The organism is Marinimicrobium locisalis (genome assembly GCF_039822625.1).
GTDB lineage: Bacteria > Pseudomonadota > Gammaproteobacteria > Pseudomonadales > Cellvibrionaceae > Marinimicrobium > Marinimicrobium locisalis.
Genome location: NZ_JBDLLG010000004.1, coordinates 101847 through 120766 on the forward strand (window position 1 = coordinate 101847; position 18920 = coordinate 120766).

The window sequence follows — 18920 nt, forward strand, 5'->3', positions numbered from 1 at the left end:
AGGCTCAAAGGCTACCGTTCAACCCCTTGTTCTTCCAACTGTTCTGGCAAGACGGGGCTGCACGCCTCTACTGAAACCCGAAGCCGGCGACCCACCACCGAGGGCAACATGGCCGGAGGTAAGCCATAACCAGGGCGTACACTTCGCACCGCGTCCTCTGTAATCACCTCCCCTTTCGTCAAACTTTTGACAAAGTAGAGGGACCGGCGGAACTTCACATTACCCAGCTCACTGGATTTACGCCCGTAGTCCACCTGCCCCAAGGCTTCCCAGGCGGTGCGGGCTTGCCGACAGAGGTCCGCCAGGCCCTCGGGCTCCAGCGAAAAGCTATCGTCGGGGCCACCTCCCTGGCGGTCCAGGGTAATATGCTTTTCGACAATGCATGCCCCGAGAGCGACTGCGGCGATGGCGGTGGTGTTTTCCGTGGTGTGATCCGAAAGCCCTACGGGCACCCCAAACTCCTCCCGCATCGCAACAAGAGTGCGCAAATTATAATCACTGGCGGGCGCGGGGTAGCCACTGACGCAATGTAACAGTGCCAGCTCTCGACATCCCGCGCTCTTCGCCGTGTCGACCGCCGCCGCGATCTCCTCCCGACAAGCCATTCCCGTTGAAATAATCAGAGGCTTGCCGGTAGCGGCCACGTATTCAATCAGCGGCAGGTCAATCACCTCAAAAGAGGCTATTTTATAGGCGGGTGCATTGAGCTCTTCCAGTAAGTCCACAGCCGTCGGGTCAAAGGGCGAACTGAAAATCGTGATCCCCTGGCGCCTGGCGTGCTCGAACAAGGGCTTGTGCCATTCCCAGGGCGTATGGGCCCACTCATAAAGCTCATACAGAGTGCGCCCCTGCCATAACCCACCGGTAATTTGGAAGTCCGGCAAACCAGAGTCCAGCGTAATGGTATCCGGGCGATAGGTTTGCAGTTTGACGGCATCCGCCCCGGCCGACTTGGCGACATCTATCAACCGAAGCGCCCTTTCCAGGCTGCCGTTATGATTGCCGGAGAGCTCAGCCACAATATAGGGAGCCTGCTCGGCGGAAATAGTTCGCTTGGCAATTTCAAACATCATTTTCGTCCCGCTTTTGCAGCGTAATTGTGTATGTATGACCGTGCATGCGAAAAAACGCTGGGTACCGATCCGGATCCATCACCCGGATTCGGTTGAACAACTCTCTCAGGGGGAGTTCTGGATCGACTTCACTGTCCGCCGGTCGGCGTCGAGGATGATAAGTAGGCTCTGCATCCCTCGGCTGAGGAGTTGGCGAAGCGCCCCGTTGGATCTGGTGGAGTACCTGCTCCATCAAATCCAACTCCGCCTCAAAGAGACGCCTATGTATTTCGTTCCATAGGGCATGAGGGGGGACCTCAAACGTCTTTTTTGCCCATACCGCCCCAGAATCAACGGGGTCGCTGGCGTCTATCGCGGAAACAGTAATAGCCTCCGCACCGTTCAGCAAATCCCATACGTGGGGGCTCCACCCTCGCCCCTTGGGTAGATCACTGGCGTGCAGCACAATGACATGGTCGAACCGGGATCTCGTGATCTCGTCAACCCATTCACTACACGACACCAGAAAAAGCACCCGGGCCGCGGGAGCGTCCTTCAGTTGTTGGACCAAGATTCCGGGGTGATCGCTCTCCCTTTCTTGTAGCCAACCTCGCAGCCACGGCACCACCGGGTGTTCTACATCAGAGCAAACAATAGCCACATCCACCGCGAGACTCTCCCCCTACTTTATGAAACCAGAGACCACTTCACAGCGTCTGCCACTCTTGTCACCCCAGCGCCATCAAATACCTGTTTGCAGGCTTCGGTCATCGCGCGCATTTGTTGCGCAAGCGCCGCAGGAGCGTTGAGCTGCTGTATCAACGAATGATAGCCTTCCTTCTCCGGTTCAAGTGTTTGAGCGATACCTGACTTTTGCAGCGCCTGTGCAATAGGACGCTGGTTGTCGGCCAATACAACGACCCAGGATGGGACACCCAGGCAGCATCGTTCCCAGGCGCTGCTGCCCGCAGCGCCAATACACAAGTCCGTTTCGGCAAGCCGCTGAGCCATATCCTCCACATTGACGGACAGACGGTGCGCTACCGGCAGCTCATCCAGTTGCGCCTGGATTGATTCCACCCAGGGGCTTGTTTCACCGAGGACAACGTCTACTTCCATGCCTGTTGGTATTCCGCCGTCCGCCAGCGCAGAGAGCAGTTTCCCGGTGGCATTGTCTCGATCCACACCGCCCATGGTAATCAATAGCTTTTTGGGGCGGAACACACGCTCACGCCGGGCAAAAGACTTGTCTCGCCAATGCCGGAATTCCGGTCGCAATAGTGCATAGTCGGGACCGATCAGACAAGTACAGGGGTCGGGTACCAGAGCGCGATAGTCGCCAAGCTCCCGACCCAAATTCTGATCCAACAGCCAGTGGCACTCATGGGGCCGATCAGCCAAGTCATCGATCACACCTACTTTCAGGCCCGGTCGGTGAACGGCCCTTTGCCATCGCCGGTCAAGCGCATAGTGGTCAACCACCAGCATTCGAGCTCGGTATTGTTCAAGCACCTGTCGAGTTTGCTCGGCGTCTTCACGCCAACCTGCCTCCAGCCAATGTCCATGGGCTGTGCCATTGCCCGTAGTCGACGTGCTTCCCGGCGGCAACAGGTGGCAGTCAAACCCCTGTTGCTCCACCCTTGCCGCGATATTCCCCGTGAGAGGCCGCAGCACAAATACACAGTAGCAGCCTCGCTCACGCAGTTCATGAGCCAGCGTCAGGCAGCGCATCACATGGCCACTACCGATGGTCACAGACGCATCAGCCCGAAAGACCACGACTTGACCCGCACGAGAAATACTCACGCCCTAGAGGTGACTCGCCAAACGATGTAAAACATCGACTACGTGCTCCTGTTCTGTATTGTTCAGCCAAGGGTAAAGCGGCAAACTAATCGCTTCTCGGTAATAGGCCTCCGCGCCCATCCAGCGGAGGGACATTTTCGACTCACACTCACGATAGTAGGGCTGTCGATAGAGAGGTATATAGTGGACTTGAACGCCTACACCCTCGCTGTGAAGCAAGTGAACACAGCGGCGCTTCTCTTCCAGAGACGCCACCCAAGGAAGCCGGATAACGTAAAGGTGGCAGGAGGATTCGCGGTTCTCTCTCTGTACCAAAGGCTGAATGGCCAGGTCGGCCAAGGCTGTGCGGTAGTTCTCGGCGAGTTCTCGGCGTCGTTCGACGAAGTCGTCCAAGCGTTTAAGCTGGCTCAAACCCAAGGCCGCCTGTAGGTCCGTCATCCGATAGTTGAAACCCAACGCCTGCTGTTCGTAATACCAGGGGCCGTCGGCTTGAAAGGCCATTCGCTCGGGTTCTCTCACAATACCGTGACTTCTAAGTTCCGCCATTCGCTGCGCCAATTCCGAATGGTTCGTACAGGCCATGCCTCCCTCGCCGGTGGTAATCATCTTGACGGGGTGGAAGCTGAAGACGGTAATATCACTATAGCGCCCATTCCCGACCGGCTCGCCCTGATACGTTGCCCCCAGGGCATGCGCGGCATCTTCGATAAGGCGAACGCCGTATTGCTGGGCCAATTCATGAATTTCCCGCATATCACAGGGCTGGCCGCACAGGTGCACGGGGATGATCACTTTGGGTAGCTCACCGCGGGCGTTGGCACTTTCCAGGCGCGAGGCCAACTCCGATACCGACATATTTCCCGTTTCCAGGTCAATATCCACGAAGTCGACCTCCGCCCCACACATTCGCGCGCAGTTCGCACTGGCCACAAAGGTGATGGGGCTTGTCCACACGCGGTCCCCCGATCCGACACCCAATGCCAGGCATGCCAAATGAAGCGCAGAGGTTGCACTGTTGACCGCAATCGCGTGGCGGGAGTTAACCCGGTCAGAGATAGCTTGTTCAAAGGCCGGGACACAGGGGCCTTGCGTCAGAAAGTCCGACTGCAATGTTTCGACCACGGCCTCGATATCCTTATCATCAATGTGCTGCCGACCGTAAGGAATCATGGCGTCAACGATTCGTTCAAGTTGCGAATTTCATCCACCGTCATAAAGTCCGGGTTAGTGCCGGAATCATAGCAAAACCCCTTCTGTACCGGGGACCCGAGCTCACCCAGACGGTTTTTATCAAATCGGACATCGGTATCCATGAACTTGATGGTGGGCATAATCACATAATGATCCTTAAATTCGAGGGTTCGATAAGCATCGTCGATGGGAATCATCTGCTCGTGAAGTTTTTCGCCCGGCCTGATGCCGATGATTCGGTGCGGGACCCCCGGAGCCATCGCCTCGGCCAGTTCGGTAATTCGAATCGATGGGATTTTGGGTACAAATATCTCACCACCGTACATTCGGGCAAAACCATTCATGACCAGATCCACGCCTTGCTGCAGCGTAATCCAGAACCTCGTCATTTCCGGATCAGTAATGGGAATCTCCGTTGCGCCCTCATCAACCAACTTCTTGAAAAAGGGAACAACCGACCCTCGAGAGCCGACCACATTGCCATAACGAACCACGGAAAAGCGTGGAAACTCGGCGCCCACCATGTTGTTGGCCGCCACAAATAACTTATCCGAGGCCAGTTTGGTCGCCCCATACAGATTGATGGGAGTAGCCGCCTTGTCGGTAGAGAGGGCCACCACTTTTTTGACTTCGTTATCAATGGCCGCTCGAATGACGTTCTCCGCCCCATTAATATTGGTGCGAATGCATTCCGTGGGATTATATTCGGCCGCCGGCACTTGCTTCAAAGCAGCGGCATGAATGACATAGTCCACCCCCCGAAAGGCTTGCATAAGGCGCTCCTTATCTCGGACATCGCCGATAAAGTAACGCATGCAAGGGGCATTGAATTCCTGATGCATTTCATACTGCTTGAGCTCATCCCGAGAGAAGACAATCAGTCGCTTGGGACGATAATGGGCCAGGATGGTTTTAACGAACAGTCTCCCGAAAGAGCCCGTGCCGCCGGTAATGAGTACGGATGCATTATCAAACAAGGTGGTTTCCTCTGCCCGTCAATGTGCGTCATTTTTCTGGCTGTTAACCATCATTCACAAAAGGCTGAGCAAAGTTTAGACCAACTTCGGGGGTATGTGCCACGCAATAGCCGCCAGGGGGGGGGGTTGCCGGCACAGCTTTCTTAACGTCATTCTTGTTTATGTAAGCGACAGCACCCAGAGAGGCTACGGCTTATAGGCTTTCACGGCCTTTTCCTGGTGATTCTGCTCTTTGAGTTGGGCGGCGATATCGGCTTTGGTGGTCTCGGCCAGGACGGTGATTCGATCATTCAGCGCTTGGATATCGGCCACTTTCTCCCGAAAGGGCTGCTCCAACCCCGCCTTGGCGACCTCGACCAAAAAATCGCCCTCGTTCACCTGCGCGAGCAACGCCTCGCGCTGAGCGGAGAGGGCCTCAAACTCGTCCCAACGGCTCGCTTCGGCGAGCTTGAGCAGCTTCTGGGTGTGACTTTGGAGCTGGTTCAGGGGTGCCAAAAGCTCGTCCGATGTCATGAATAATGCCTTTACAAATAGTTGAACAGACTTAACCCGCTGACTTTCACGAAGGCCTGTTGCGCCGCGCTTAGCACCATGCTTTCCATTTGCAAACGGGTGGAAGCCTCAGCGTAATCAAGAGACTCTATATCCGCAAGAAACTCTTCATTATGGATTTTGGTCTCCGACAGCAACTCCTGGGTGGATTCGAGGGTATTCTGCCTTGCACCCAGCTCCCCTTGGGCTGCGGTCAGGTGGGTCATGGAATTTTCAAGGTTGGTTAACGTCTGCCCCACGACGTCACTCAACTCGGCCTTGCTCTCGGGGTTACCCTTTACGTTCTTCATGGCCTCGCTAAATCGAGAAAGAGTTGTCAATAGCCCCTGATTATTGCTGGCATTCACCTGAAAAGTGTCTCCGGGCTCGGCCAGAGCTCCATCGTTGGAGGTGCTGCCGTCGTTTTGAGTGGCAAAACCGAAAACGGCATCGGTATTGGCCGTGCCGCTACCCACTGTGAGGTTTTGGCCAGTCGGGACACTCAAACCCGTGGCATCAACGGTAACACCCAAGTTTGCCAAACGTTCAGCGTTGCGGTCCGCTCCGCTACCGGCTGTGGTTTCGGTGCTACTACTCAACGCCGCCGCCAAATCAGCGGCGTTGCTGACCGGACGATCCAGCACCAGTGTCTCGGAGCGGCCTCCCACGGTGAGGGTCACCGTCTCCGGTGACCCGGTAAAGTCCGTGGCCGCAACGGCCCCAAAGTCCAATGTGCCGGGCACCGCCGGCTCCCCCCCGAGCGGCTGGCCGGTAATGTAAAACCGCGCCCCTTTAATTTCTATGGGTTCTCCCTGGCTATAAGGGGCTTTGTCCATAAGGACTCGACCGCGGTCATCCGTGATAGTGTAGTTCGGCTTCGGGGGCGAGAGCGCTTCCGGGGCGTTGAACGTGACGGTCATGTCTCGTGGGTAAAACTCATCATAGGCTTCCTGGTCGACCACCTCTCCAATGCTGATTTCCGCCGGAGGCACGCCTTTGTTGGCGGGGCTGGCGCTGGTATTGAAGGTATTGTGGCCACTGGGCACGTCCACAAACAGGTCTTTCCCCGAGTCGCTGACCGCTACCGACACACTTTCGGACACCTGAATGCGTTGCTGTCCTTCATCGCCATGGTAGCTAAACTTCCCGCCCCCATCGCTTACAAAGGGCTTGGTATCACCCTGATACCCCGCAAAAATATACTGCCCGGCCGAGTCCCGTGTATTCTGAAGGTCCAACAGTTCGCTGAGGCGACTGTCCACTTCCGCAGCCATGGACTGGTAGTCGGTGGGGGTCATTACCCCGGTATTGCCCGCGTTTACCGCCAGTTCCTTCATCCGTTGGAGCAAACTGACGATGGAGTCCAGCGCCACCTCTTCCTGATCCAGCTTGCTCTGGGCCTCGTCAACATTCTTCTGGTACTGCTCCAGGCGCCCCAGATTTTGATTCAGGCGCAAAATGCTCACCGCAGCGACCGGGTCGTCCGCCGGGCTGAGCACACGCTTGCCCGTGCTGATCTGCTCACTGGTTTTGTTGATCGCCGCCTGAGCATTGCGCATGCCGACGTCGGCGATATTGTAGATTTGTGATGTAGAAACACGCATGGCAGTGCCTCGGTTAAATCGAGTTCAACAAGGTGTCGAACATATCTCGGGCCACCGATATGACCCTCGAATTGGCATTGTAGGCCTGCTCGAATTTAATCAGGTTGGCGGCCTCTTCATCCAGGTTTACGCCACTAATGCTGTCCCGGGTGGCCTGGGTCTGCTCCACCAAGCTCCGCGCGGCTTCGGTATTGGTACGCGCGGAGGCACTTTCAGTGCCCACTTGTTCCACAAGCTGCCCATAGGCATCGCTCAAGCCCAACTGGCCCTCACCCATAATGTTGGCGGTCTCCAGCGCCGCCATCGCCAAGGCGTTGCGGTTATCATTGGTGGCGTCCGAATTGAAGTCTATAGTGAAGTTATCGCCCGCTTTGGGCTGACCTTTAATAGTCGCCTGATATCCAAGGTAGGATGACTGAGCAAAGTCGGAGGCGTCACTATCGCCAAAAAGCTGGCTGTTCGAAGGCGCCGTATCCATAGTCACACCGTCGGCGAGCGTCAGGTCAACCCGACCACCCACGGTGACGGTTGACTCGTTGCCGGCGCCCTGGCCGGTCAAGCGCACATAGGGGTTATCGGTGCTGTCGTTAACGCTGAACTCGTTTTGAGTGGCGTTATCGGCTTGGAGCCGGATATCCATGTCAGCGCCGGAAGAGGCTACCATGTTCAATTCCAGCTCTCCGGTGATCGGGTTAGCCCCACTCTGGGCTCGGAATCCGAGCGTTTGTAAATTTTCATTGCTGTTGATTCGCTCGGCCAGATATTCCTGGAAGGCCACGGGCTCGGCTTGAGCATCGGGCACGTTGGGCGCGATGGCACCGCTCTGGTACTCCACCAGCGCCTCGCCGTTAACGGTAATCTGCACCGGGGAGCTGAAGTCTTCAAAACTCATATCGGTGATGGTAGCGCTGGTAAAGGCGTTGGCCGAGACCCCCGGCACGCGGCTGAGCTGGTCGGCAAGCGCGGCGGCGGAGCCGTTTGGCCGGCTGACCACCGTCTGGGTGCTTGTCGCGCCGGTCTCGGGGTCAACGCTTTGAAAGCGCATCTGCTCGACGGGATAACCATTGGCCTGCGCCGGGCCGCCCGCCGCTATAACCTGCGGGTTGCGCCCCTCCGGCAGGCCGAGACGGGCCCCCTCCCCGGTGATGCGGGTTTCCCCCGGGTCGGTAGGGAACAGCGCGTTTTCCTGGCCCGGAATAAAAATCTGCTCACGGATGGGCGGCTCCAGCGGTTGGGGATCCGCCGGATTGGAGTTATCCAGAATTTCGTAGGTCGTCTCCGAGGTAAAACGAACAATAAGCGGTGGCGAGAGTTGACCTTCTTGCGAGAAAGCGGGAAGCACCTCGCCGTTGGCGTCCACTTTGCTCAAGACCTCTCCCTGGCTGATGAGACCTCCCCCTTCATTGCCACTGTCGCTTCCAGTACGAATCGGAAAGGCGAATGCCAGGTCTTCGGGTCGGCTCAATGTGGTTTCTATATAGCGGGCCGCGTCCGTGGTCGGCTTCAGGGTAAAAGAATCCCCTCCCTGAAACGAACCGCCTTCCAAGGTCAGAGACAAACCATCAAATTCAAGAGTCTGGGGGTATCCCCCCGTAATCAGCCCCTGTTGGACCACTTCGTTATCGCTCTGGCGGGTGATCACGTAGTTGTTGGAGTTATCGAGAATCTGAAACCGGTAGTCGCTGGTGGTTAGTTGATTTACGTCATCAATCCGCAGGGAAAGTTGCCGATCATCCGGGGCGGCATTTGCCCCGGAGACCACCCGCTGGGCAATCAGCTCTTCGGAATTAATATCATTAAACAGGCGTTGGCCATAGTCACCATCAAGGTCCAACCCACGCAGCTGCTGGTCATTGAACGTGCTCGCCAGCGCCAATGATATCCGGCCCAGCTCGTTCTTGGCCGTTTTCAGAATACCGCTATTGAAATCCACCAGGGCGCCCAACTGCCCTCCATTCAACTGCTCAGTCACATTGTAGGAACGAGTGTCCTGCCCAATAATAACCTCGCCCCGGTTGGTAATATTAAAGCGATTGGAGTCGGTGCCTACCACAATCGCCTGACCCTGACCCATAAAGACATTGACACTGCCATTGCCTTGGTTCACCACACTGATGCCCACCAGTTCGGAGAGCTCCTTGAGCTTCTGATCCCGCCGGTCCAAGAGGTCATTGGGCTGGTTGCCCGTGCCCGGAACCGTTTTATCGACAATAGCCTTATTCAGCTCGGCAATGTTGCGAGCCAGACCATTCGCCTGTTCGGCAATCGAGTTCATTTCCTGGCGATTATTGTCCTCAATCGACACCAGTCGGTCGTATAGGGTATTCATGCGGTTGCTCAGGCTCTCGGCCTCGGTCACGATCAGTTGCCGAGCCGGAGAGGAGGAGGGGTTGTCCGCCCCGTTCTGTACCGCTGCAAAAAATTGCTTAAGCCCCCCACTCAGGCCAGTCGATTCATCAGCAAACAGCTTGTCAATTTTCTCCAAGTTGGATTTATACTTCTCCAACGCGTGAAAGTTGGTGGTGTCAGTTCGAAGCTGGCCGACGACGAACTGATCCACAATGCGAGTAATAGACTCGGTTTGGGCACCGCTGCCCACGTAACCCGCACTGCCGAGTTTCTGCTCCGGCCGGGTAATATTGTCCGTACGCTGGCGGCTGTAGCCCTCAGTGTTGGCATTGCTGATATTGTGCCCGGTAACGCGCATCGCATTTTGGCTGACGCGCAAACCCGAGATGGCATTTGACAGTAATCCGGACATGGGTATTTACCTATCAGGCATCGTTAGGGAGCGTGGAGTTAGTGGCACCGCCGAGCGAAGCCAAGGGCTCAGAGCGCATCAGGGCTTTCAGCTTATCGGCGTAAGCCGGATCGGTGGCATAACCGGCCGCCTGAAGTTCCTCCACATACTGCTTGGCATCGGTTCCAGACATGAGCGCGTCATGGTAGCGCGGGTTCTCCTGAAGGAACTTCACATAATCCGAAAAGCTCTCCTCATAGCTGCCGTACTGACGGAAGTTCGCATGTTCCACCCCGGGCATGCCGTCACGGTATTCAATGGTGGAGACATTGATCCGCGCCCCCTCCCAACGGGAATCCGCTTTGATATTAAAGAGGTTGTGACTGTTTTCACCCTCGCGGGTGTGGATGACGTGCCGCCCCCACCCCGTTTCCAACGCGGCTTGAGCCACCAAGGCCTGAGGAGAAACGCCCAGTGCCTGAGCCGCCTTCTGGGCCTGCGGACGGACCTGCTCAACAAAAGCGGCCGGGTCCATTGTCATGGCGGCCTTGCCACCCAGTGTTTGCACAGGCTCGGCGCTCGAGACATCAGGGGCACCCTCAATACTTCCCTGATCTAGATTCTGCCCAGCTTCAGGTCTCAAGTGGTCCCCGTAAGCCTTCTGCATTTGCTGATACATCATTTCCGCCAGTCCCAAACCTCGACCTTGGGTCAGCTCAAGAGACATTTGCTGGTCCAGCATTTCCTGATGAAACTTGGTCTCTTCACTGCTGAAAAGGTTGTCCTTACCAAACACATCATTGGTAGAGCGCATTTGTTTGAGCATTTGATGCACGAACATCGACTCAAACTGACGGGCCACTTCCCGCAACGCTTGCGGGTCGCCGTTGCGCCCCTGCTCGCGCAGCTTTTGCAAACCGTCCCCGTTCAGGTGGCTGTCCTGAACCTGTTGGCGCGCCATTGACGTATCGACAGGAATCATCAGATCACCATAATTTGTGCGTTGAGAGCGCCGGATTGCTTCAGCGCTTCCAGAATGGCCATCAGGTCACCGGGAGAGGCCCCCACGTTATTCACCGAGCGAACAATGTCCTCAAGGGTGTTGCCCGGGGCAAACTTGAACATCGGGTTGGTTTCTTCGGTAATTTCCACATCACTGCCTGGCACCACAACGGTTTCTCCCTCACCCAAGGGGTTCGGCTGTACGGCGGTATAGTCCTCGGAAATCGACACCGTCAGGTTGCCGTGGGTAACCGCCACCGGAGAGACCCGGACGTGCTGCCCCACCACGATGGTGCCGGTGCGGGAATTGATTACCACTTTCGCGGCCGCCTCACCGGGTTCAACTTCAATGTTTTCCAGCAAAGAAATAAAATCCACCCGCTGAGACGGATCCTGCGGGGCGCTGACGGCCACCGTGACCGCGTCCTGGGCCTGCGCGACCTGAGGGCCGAGCATTTCGTTGATACTTTCAGCCACACGGTTGGCGGTGGTGAAGTCCGCCCGGTTTAAGTTGAGCATAATGGGCTGACCCGAGGCAAAATTGGTTTTGACTTCGCGCTCGACACTTCCACCGTCGGGAATGCGCCCGACGCTCGGGACATTGACGGTAATACTGGAACCGTCGCGCCCCTCGGCGCCGAAGCCGCCGACCACCAGGTTGCCCTGCGCCAGAGCGTATACCTGGCCATCGGGCCCCTTCAATTGAGTCATCAGCAGGCTGCCCCCGCGCAGGCTGGTGGCGTTACTCACGGAGGAGACGGTGACATCCAGCGTCTGGCCCGGCTTGGCAAAGGCGGGAAGTTCCGCCTGAACCATGACCGCCGCCACGTTTTTTGTCTGAACGCGGGTGCCCGGCGGTACGGTAATGCCAAACTGCTGCAACATATTGTTGAACGACTGGACGGTAAACGGGGACTGGTTGGTCTGGTCGCCGGTGCCGTCCAGGCCCACCACCAGGCCATAACCCACCAGTTTGTTGGAGCGGACACCGCCCACCGAGGCGATATCCTTGATCCGCTCCGCCGCGGCGAATGTGCTGCTTAACAACAGGGTCAATGCCAGAAAAAGTCGAAAGCTCATCGGGTGTACCTCAATGCGCCGCATTAAAGCGGCCAATAACCACTGTTAAAGAAGCGAGACAGCCAGCCCATAGTCTGAGAGTCGGCCAGAGTGCCGGTGCCACTGTAGGAGATCTGGGCATTGGCCAGCCGGGTTGACGGTACCGTGTTGTTCGGAGACACATCATCGGGGCGAACGATGCCACTGATACGAATAAATTCGTCACCCCGGTTGATGGTGATCCATTTTTCACCGCGAACCACCAGCGCCCCGTTGGGCAACACGTCCGCAACGGTTACCGTAATGTTGCCTTCCAGGCTGTTACTCTGATCGGCCCCGGCGTCGCCGTTAAACCCACGGTTTTGCTCCAGGTTGGTTTCGAGCGTATTGCCACGAAAGCTGGGAACGTTACCCAGTAGCGGGCCGGCGTTAAAGTCCATTTCACTTTCTTTTTCCACGGACACGCCTGAGCTTTTGCTTGAGACCGTTCGTTCCGCGAGCGTAACCGTAATAATGTCACCCACGTTCAACGCCTTGCGGTCAGTATACAACGCCATGCCGTAGTTGCCCTGGTACAGAGAGCCTTCCGTACGTGTCGGTTGACTGGCGGCCGGAGAGACCGTGGGCGCGTAGTAGGGATCGCCGGGCACTGGGCGTTCATAGGTCACGCAGGCGGACAGCGCCATGGCACTCACCACTGGCAGCCACCTCGACGCCCCGCGCAACAACTTTCCCATTTGACTTATCATGGCCACGGCCTCACTCATTGGCTTACAAGGTTTGGTTAATGTACTGCAGCATCTGGTCGGCACTGGATACCACTTTGGAGTTCAGCTCGTAGGCCCGCTGGGTGGATATCATATCCACCATTTCCTGAACGATGTCGACGTTGGAGCTTTCCAACATGCCCTGCTCCAGGCTCCCCATGCCCTGCTGAGAAGGCGCGCCCACTACGGGATTACCGCTCGCAACGGTTTCCACATACAAGTTGCCACCGACCGACTGAAGGCCGGATGGATTAATAAAATCCGCCAACTGAATCTGACCGATTTCCTGAGGCTGAGGGTCACCGTCAAAGTGGGCACTGATAATGCCATCTTCACTAATGTTGATTTGATTGGTGTTCTCGGGAATGACAATGCCGGGCTCAATCAACAGGCCGTCATTGGTCACCAGCTCCCCTTCCCCGTTGACCTGAAGCTGGCCATTGCGGGTATAGGCCAAGTTACCGTCGGGCTGAAGCACCTGAAGAAAACCACGCCCGTCGATGGCCACATCCAACGCCTGATCCGTCACCTCCAAGCTACCGGTGGTGAACTCTTTCTGGGTCGCGACCACCCGCACGCCGGTCCCGATCTGCAAACCGGAGGGCAGCTCGTTGTTCTGATTGGCCAAACCACCGGGTTGGCGCTGGGTTTGATACAGCAAATCCTCAAACACCGCACGGTCGCGCTTAAAGCCCACGGTGCCGACGTTGGACAGGTTGTTGGCGATGGTGGTCAGCTGCTTGTCCTGAGCGCCCAGACCGGTCTTACTGACATAGAGTGCTGCGTGCATGGTCGTTCTCTCTTAATAATCAATACTGAATCGTCGGTGTCGGTGCTTGCCGCTTTGCGGCAAGCTTTTACCGCTTACCCCGCTACCTTGAGCGGGAGTCGCTCGCTATTATGAGTTTTGCAATAGCCGTGCCGAGGTTTCGGAATTTTGCTTGGCGGTTTGCATTAGCTTGAGCTGCATCTCGTACTGACGAGAGAGGCTCAGTATCTGGGTGAACTCGTTGACGGCATTCACGTTGCTCCCTTCCAGAAAGCCGGTAACCACCGATACATTGGCATCAGCGTCGGCGGGCACACCGCCCTCCTGGCGAAACAGCCCGTCCTCCCCTTTATTCACTTGCTGCAGGTCGGGATTCACCAGCTTGATTCGGTCAATCTCCACCATCGCTTCCGGACCTAGGCCCTGAGCCACCACGGAAAGAGTGCCGTCGGCGCCAATTTCCAGCTTATCCAGCGGCGGCAAGGCGATGGGGCCCTCATTGCCGATAACCGGCAAGCCACTGCCATTGCGCAAGATGCCCAAGGGGTCAATGTGCAAACCACCGGCCCGGGTATAGGCCTCGGTGCCGTCCGGCGCCTGAACCGCGATAAAACCGTCGCCTTCAATAGCGATATCGAGATCTCGGCCGGTCTCATCCAATGGGCCGGGCTCGAAATTGGTGGCCGGCTGCTCGGTCAGGGCATAGGCTCGGGTGGGATGGCCATCGCCGTAGTACACCGGCATGCTGCGCGCCTGGGCGAAGTCCGCCCGAAACCCCGTGGTGTTGAGGTTGGCCATGTTGTTGGAGTGATTGGTCTGCGCCAGCATATTGTGCTTGGCGCCGGTCATGGCAATGTAGAGCGCTTTGTCCATGGGGCCTCCCGAAAGAACGGAAAAATGTCGCTTTGGGGAGGTACTGCAAGAGTGGTGCCAAGGTGGGATTAAAGGAGGGTGAGTTACCAGCAGGGGTCCGCAGCGGGGTAACCCTTGCAAGACACGCCGTCACCCCATGACGTGAAAGGATTCACTAATGCCGCGATGGCATGGATGCCATGGAGCGGCCCCTGGGGGCTCGAATCGCGGGTCCCCCGCTCCACGGTCTTGCAAGGGGTTACCCCGCTCCGGCCCGAGCGTAACGCTAATTCATCACGTTTGCTCGAACCACGCTCCTCATTTAGCGGAGGTTGATGATGGTCTGGGTAATCTGATTGGCGGTCTCAATGGTTTTCGAGCTTGCCTGGAAATTGCGCTGGGCAATAATCAAATTCACCAACTGCGTGGACAGATCCACATTCGACTCCTCCAGCGCCCCGGCATTAATCACCCCGAGAGACGCCGAACCCGGCGCGCCGATTACCGGCTCACCAGAATCCGACGACTGCACCCAACTGGTATCACCCACCGGCTTCAACCCCTCAACGTTGTTGAAATCGGCCATCGCGACCTGCCCCAACACCTGGGCCTCGCCGTTGGTAAAACGGGCGAAAATGGTCCCGTCATCACCAATGTCGACGCCCGAGAGCCGACCGGTCGTGAAGCCGTTCTGGTCCTGACTTTCCACCCCGAAGTTCGCGCCAAATTGAGTCGTGCCATCCAGCTCAATTTCAAAGTTCGAGCTGGTGGGTGGATCCGTCACCGGCAGCTGTCCGCCCTGCAGGACGTTCAGGGGTGGCAAGGCACCGGCAGCCGAACCATCATCGTTACGAGGCGTCCAGTTGGAAACCAACATTTCCTCAGTCAACTCTTCATTCAGCGAGCCGTCGCTATTGAAGTGCACGTTGAACGAGGCCACGTTCGGCTCAGTATTCTGGGGCGGCGGCAAGGTCGGATCCGGATCCCCCACATTCTGACCATCCACCTGGACATACATCATCCAGTGGTTGGGAGACGTTGAGGGATCGTTCGGGTCATAGGGCTGACGCACAAAGTACTGCTCCAGTGTATGGGAGTTACCCAAGCTGTCATACACCACAGAGGTTGTGGAATGGTTGAAGGTGCCCTGGTCATCCGGGTCAAAGGCATTGATGGAGACTTCGTCGAAGCTATCCTCCGTCAACGGAGACAGCAGGTTGCCGACGCTCGGGGTGGCTGTTTCCAGGCTATACCCCTCTTCCATCAAGATCGTTAATCCGCCCCCGACAACGGTGTCCTCGGTGTTGGTGTTCACGGTTTGCACACCCGTGCCCGTGCGGCCGGTCATGTCAAAAGTACCCGGCGGTTGTCCACCGGCAAAACCGAAGCGAAGGTCTGCGCCCACGGCGGAGGTAATTTCCAAGTCGCCGGTGCTGTTGATCTCGGCACGAATACCCGCCAACTGAGAGGAGCTGAGACTGTTGATCTCATCCTCCAGGCCATCCAGAGTCGTCGCATTGAGTTGGACGCCGTTCAACGTCATGTTGTTGTTACTATTGTCAAAACTGCCGGCAAGAATACGAGCGTTTGTGGTTGCCGAGGCCGTCACTCCCGCCAGAGCATTGAGCTCGGATGCAGTTTTTGCCGCTGAGGCACCGCTCTCGCTGGTGAAGTTAAACACGTCGCCATCCGGCCCCTGAAACTCCAGGTTCTGAGCCACGTAACCATTATCGACGGCGGGAATACCCGCAACGGAAGCGGGCGCTCCGTTCAATGCCGTGGACAAGTCATTAGCCCCGGTAACGGCACCCAAGGTAATGGTGGAGCTGACCCCTTCGGTCAGATCCTGAAAACGCAACTGACCACCGCTGGCGACCGCCTGCACGTTAATGGGAGACGGCGCGCCAAAAATTTCACTATTGATCAGGTTGGCAATATCCTGCACAGAGTTTGCCGTAGAACCATCCAGAGTGACCGAAACCGTCCCGTTGCCCGAAGCCGGATTTGAGCCGGTCAGTTGAATATCAAAGGTGGTGGGGTTAGCCGCAAAGTTGATGGGCGTGGCGATGGCACCCAGATCCATCGTAGTGGAAGTTGCGTCCTTCAACCCCTGCTGGGCAACACCCACGGCAGCACCGTCGGTCTCAAACTCGGTACCCACGGTTTCAAGAACCGGCTGGTTGGAGTCCAGGTTGAAGCGCCCTTCCACCAAGGTAGTCTGCCGGGGCGGCTGCACGCTGACGTCCACCTGCAAATCTCCCAGGCTGCCGTTGATGTTGCCGTTCTCATCGGCCGCAAAGCCCTGCAAACGGGCGCCGGTATTGCCGACGATAAAACCTTCGTCACTCAGGCCAAACGCCCCGGCTCGAGTGTACTGACGGTCACCGCCATTGCTGGTCACAAAAAAGCCGGCACCATTGATCGCCAGATCCAGGGAGTTATCGGTAAAGTTTCGGTTACCCTGACTGAACTGTTGGCGAATGTTCTGTAGGCTCACACCGCTACCCGGAGTGTTGGCGGTAGTACCCAGAATGCTGCCGGCGTATATATCACCGAACTCCACCCGGGACGATTTGAAACCAGTGGTGCTGGCGTTGGCAATGTTATTACCGGTAACGTCCAGGTCAGCGCTGGCGGCGCGAATGCCGCTAAGAGCAGTATTAAAAGGCATGTGATTCTCCTCGATTCAACGCAGTGGAGCGATTAATTAAACTGTTTGACGTCGCCGATGTTCACGGCACCCATGCCCGCCAGATTCAGGGTCAACTGCCCGTCGTCCCCCAGCGTGACGCTGTTTACGTTGGCACTGAGCGCGGTGTCGAGCTGAACGCTTTCACCATTTTGTTTGGAGAGCACCTCAAAGCGGTACTCACCGGCCGGCAAAGGTGCTTCCCCACCCTGCCAGTCCATTAACTCACCGTTAACCTCCATGCTCTGGCCATCCCAGCGGAAGGCGAGCTGACCGGCCGGCCGAGACCCCATGGGGATGTTCGAAACCAGCTCCCCGGCCTGATTGTAGACATTGAGCTTCATATCCGAAGCCGACTGCTCAAGGTCAACGGTGCCGTTGATAATGCCGTTCTCATACAGTTGGCTGGTTTCCGACGGAACCGTCACTGAACGCCCCACTAAAGAGGACGCCTGCAGAGCCTGGTTGGACATGAACGAGCCACTGAAATCTTCGAAGTTACTGTTCAGACGCTCGAGCCCTTCGACGGAACTGAACTGAGCCAACTGCGCAATAAACTCGGTGTTATCCTGGGGCTTTAGGGGGTCCTGGTTGTTCATCTGAGTAATCATCAATTCCAGAAAGGCCGACTGCCCCAGCTCATTGCTTTTCTCTTCGTCCTTATCCTTGTTTTTGTTGGCAATATTCAGATTACTCAGAATACTGTTGGCCGCGTCGTTGTTAACCTGAGTCATGGCTCAATCTCCTTTACGGCTCGGGCTTACTGACCGAGGGTCAGCGCGCGCTGGACCATTTGTTTAGCCGAATTCATCACTTCCACGTTCATTTGAAAGGCGCGGGAAGCGGAAATCATATTCGTCATTTCCTCCACGGGGTTAACGTTGGGGTAAAACACGTAACCCTCTTCGTCCGCTTCCGGATGGTTCGGTTCGAAACGACGCTGCAGCGGGGCGTCGCTTTCCACAATACCCATGACCTGAACGCCCCGGCCCGCCGGCCCCTCGCCCTCAAAGCCCATGCCTTCACTGCCCTGCATTCTGAGCATGGCATCGCGCTGCATTTCGGCAAACACCGGTTGGCGGTTGCGGTAAACTTGATCCGCACTTGAGCTGGCGGTCTGGGCGTTCGCCAGGTTACTCGCCGTGGTGTTCAGGCGAACGGTCTGGGCGTTCATCCCAGAGCCGGCGACATCGAAAACATTGACCAGTGACATTCTCTTACTCCCGCGCCGTAGCGTTTACATTAATCTATGTGACAGAAACCCGACTTAATCACCGCGCAAAGCGCTGGTGAGGCCTTTGAACTTGCCGTTCAGGAATTGGAAAGTTGCCTGAAAGTCCAGAGCGTTTTTCATGTATTCAGCGTGCTCGATATGTTCTTCCACGGTGTTGCCATCAATGGAGGGCTGTTGCGGCACACGGTACAAAACATCCGGCCCACCCAGTTCGCTGCTGTTACCGCCCTGCATGTGTCGGGCATTGGTTTGCGCCAGGCCTACCCCTGGGGTGTCGCCGGACTGGCGGGCCAGGGCCTGCCGGAAGTCCAGATCTTTGGCCTTATACCCGGGCGTATCCACATTCGCCATGTTGTCCGCCAGCAGCTCGGCACGCTGGGCGCGCAGCTTAAACGCAGACTCATGGACTCCCAGAGCGGATTCAAATGAAATGGCCATCGGTGAAACTCCAAAGCGGTAATACACAGTCTTAAAGTACGATCTCAAAAAGTGATCTCAATAGTTATTTAGCAATCGCTGTGCCAATCGCCAAAAAATAGCGTAACCAAATGATTTTTAAAGACTTTTTTATGGAACAGGAGCAAACCGGGACACCACCACAGGCGACAGCGGCAAAGGTCGGAAGGGGAAAGGGCAAGGGAGGCCGG

Annotated in this window: 17 protein-coding genes; all 17 read right to left on the minus strand. The window is 56.8% G+C overall.

What is annotated here, in order from left to right:
• Positions 1-11 precede the first annotated feature (11 nt).
• The 17 genes from pseI to flgB all read right to left on the minus strand — a co-directional run bounded on the left by pseI (position 12) and on the right by flgB (position 18711).
• Positions 12-1073 carry a pseudaminic acid synthase gene (gene pseI / locus AAE514_RS04270; protein WP_347330271.1) on the minus strand — a complete coding sequence of 354 codons (1062 nt, stop codon included), beginning with the start codon at positions 1071-1073 and terminating at the stop codon, positions 12-14.
• Positions 1063-1719, minus strand: a complete 657-nt coding sequence (locus AAE514_RS18560) for a formyltransferase family protein (protein WP_430623876.1) — start codon at positions 1717-1719, stop codon at positions 1063-1065. Before AAE514_RS18560 ends, pseI begins: the two co-directional genes overlap by 11 nt.
• A 20-nt stretch (positions 1720-1739) precedes the next feature.
• The gene (pseG, locus tag AAE514_RS04275) at positions 1740-2858 is read right to left on the minus strand and encodes a UDP-2,4-diacetamido-2,4,6-trideoxy-beta-L-altropyranose hydrolase (protein ID WP_347330272.1); all 1119 of its coding nucleotides are present in this window, start codon (positions 2856-2858) and stop codon (positions 1740-1742) included.
• Between the two features lie 3 nt (positions 2859-2861).
• Positions 2862-4028 carry a UDP-4-amino-4,6-dideoxy-N-acetyl-beta-L-altrosamine transaminase gene (gene pseC, locus AAE514_RS04280; protein ID WP_347330273.1) on the minus strand — a complete coding sequence of 389 codons (1167 nt, stop codon included), beginning with the start codon at positions 4026-4028 and terminating at the stop codon, positions 2862-2864.
• Positions 4025-5026 carry a UDP-N-acetylglucosamine 4,6-dehydratase (inverting) gene (gene pseB, locus AAE514_RS04285; RefSeq protein ID WP_347330274.1) on the minus strand — a complete coding sequence of 334 codons (1002 nt, stop codon included), beginning with the start codon at positions 5024-5026 and terminating at the stop codon, positions 4025-4027. Before pseB ends, pseC begins: the two co-directional genes overlap by 4 nt.
• A gap of 186 nt (positions 5027-5212) precedes the next feature.
• The gene (locus AAE514_RS04290) at positions 5213-5539 is read right to left on the minus strand and encodes a flagellar protein FliT (protein WP_347330275.1); all 327 of its coding nucleotides are present in this window, start codon (positions 5537-5539) and stop codon (positions 5213-5215) included.
• 11 nt (positions 5540-5550) lie between these two features.
• Positions 5551-7161: a flagellar hook-associated protein FlgL gene (gene flgL, locus AAE514_RS04295; protein WP_347330276.1), complete on the minus strand. Its 1611-nt coding sequence runs from the start codon at positions 7159-7161 to the stop codon at positions 5551-5553.
• A 13-nt stretch (positions 7162-7174) separates the two neighbouring features.
• Positions 7175-9922: a flagellar hook-associated protein FlgK gene (gene flgK, locus AAE514_RS04300; protein ID WP_347330277.1), complete on the minus strand. Its 2748-nt coding sequence runs from the start codon at positions 9920-9922 to the stop codon at positions 7175-7177.
• 13 nt (positions 9923-9935) lie between these two features.
• Entirely contained in the window at positions 9936-10883 is a 948-nt protein-coding gene (gene flgJ / locus AAE514_RS04305; RefSeq protein WP_347330278.1) for a flagellar assembly peptidoglycan hydrolase FlgJ, read from the minus strand.
• The gene (locus tag AAE514_RS04310) at positions 10883-11983 is read right to left on the minus strand and encodes a flagellar basal body P-ring protein FlgI (RefSeq protein ID WP_347330279.1); all 1101 of its coding nucleotides are present in this window, start codon (positions 11981-11983) and stop codon (positions 10883-10885) included. The genes flgJ and AAE514_RS04310 overlap by 1 nt, the downstream gene beginning before the upstream one ends.
• Before the next feature lie 23 nt (positions 11984-12006).
• Positions 12007-12711 carry a flagellar basal body L-ring protein FlgH gene (gene flgH / locus AAE514_RS04315; protein ID WP_430623878.1) on the minus strand — a complete coding sequence of 235 codons (705 nt, stop codon included), beginning with the start codon at positions 12709-12711 and terminating at the stop codon, positions 12007-12009.
• Between the two features lie 22 nt (positions 12712-12733).
• Positions 12734-13519, minus strand: coding sequence for a flagellar basal-body rod protein FlgG (flgG, locus tag AAE514_RS04320; protein ID WP_347330280.1), 786 nt, complete (start codon positions 13517-13519; stop codon positions 12734-12736).
• 108 nt (positions 13520-13627) lie between these two features.
• The gene (flgF, locus tag AAE514_RS04325) at positions 13628-14371 is read right to left on the minus strand and encodes a flagellar basal-body rod protein FlgF (RefSeq protein WP_347330281.1); all 744 of its coding nucleotides are present in this window, start codon (positions 14369-14371) and stop codon (positions 13628-13630) included.
• A gap of 301 nt (positions 14372-14672) precedes the next feature.
• Positions 14673-17021 (minus strand): flagellar hook-basal body complex protein, encoded by a 2349-nt coding sequence (locus tag AAE514_RS04330; protein WP_347330282.1) that lies wholly within the window; start codon positions 17019-17021, stop codon positions 14673-14675.
• Positions 17022-17053: 32 nt separating this feature from the next.
• Positions 17054-17773, minus strand: a complete 720-nt coding sequence (locus AAE514_RS04335; protein ID WP_347330283.1) for a flagellar hook assembly protein FlgD — start codon at positions 17771-17773, stop codon at positions 17054-17056.
• Positions 17774-17799: 26 nt separating this feature from the next.
• Entirely contained in the window at positions 17800-18252 is a 453-nt protein-coding gene (flgC, locus tag AAE514_RS04340; RefSeq protein WP_347330284.1) for a flagellar basal body rod protein FlgC, read from the minus strand.
• Positions 18253-18306: 54 nt separating this feature from the next.
• Positions 18307-18711, minus strand: coding sequence for a flagellar basal body rod protein FlgB (flgB, locus tag AAE514_RS04345; RefSeq protein ID WP_347330285.1), 405 nt, complete (start codon positions 18709-18711; stop codon positions 18307-18309).
• Positions 18712-18920 lie beyond the last annotated feature (209 nt).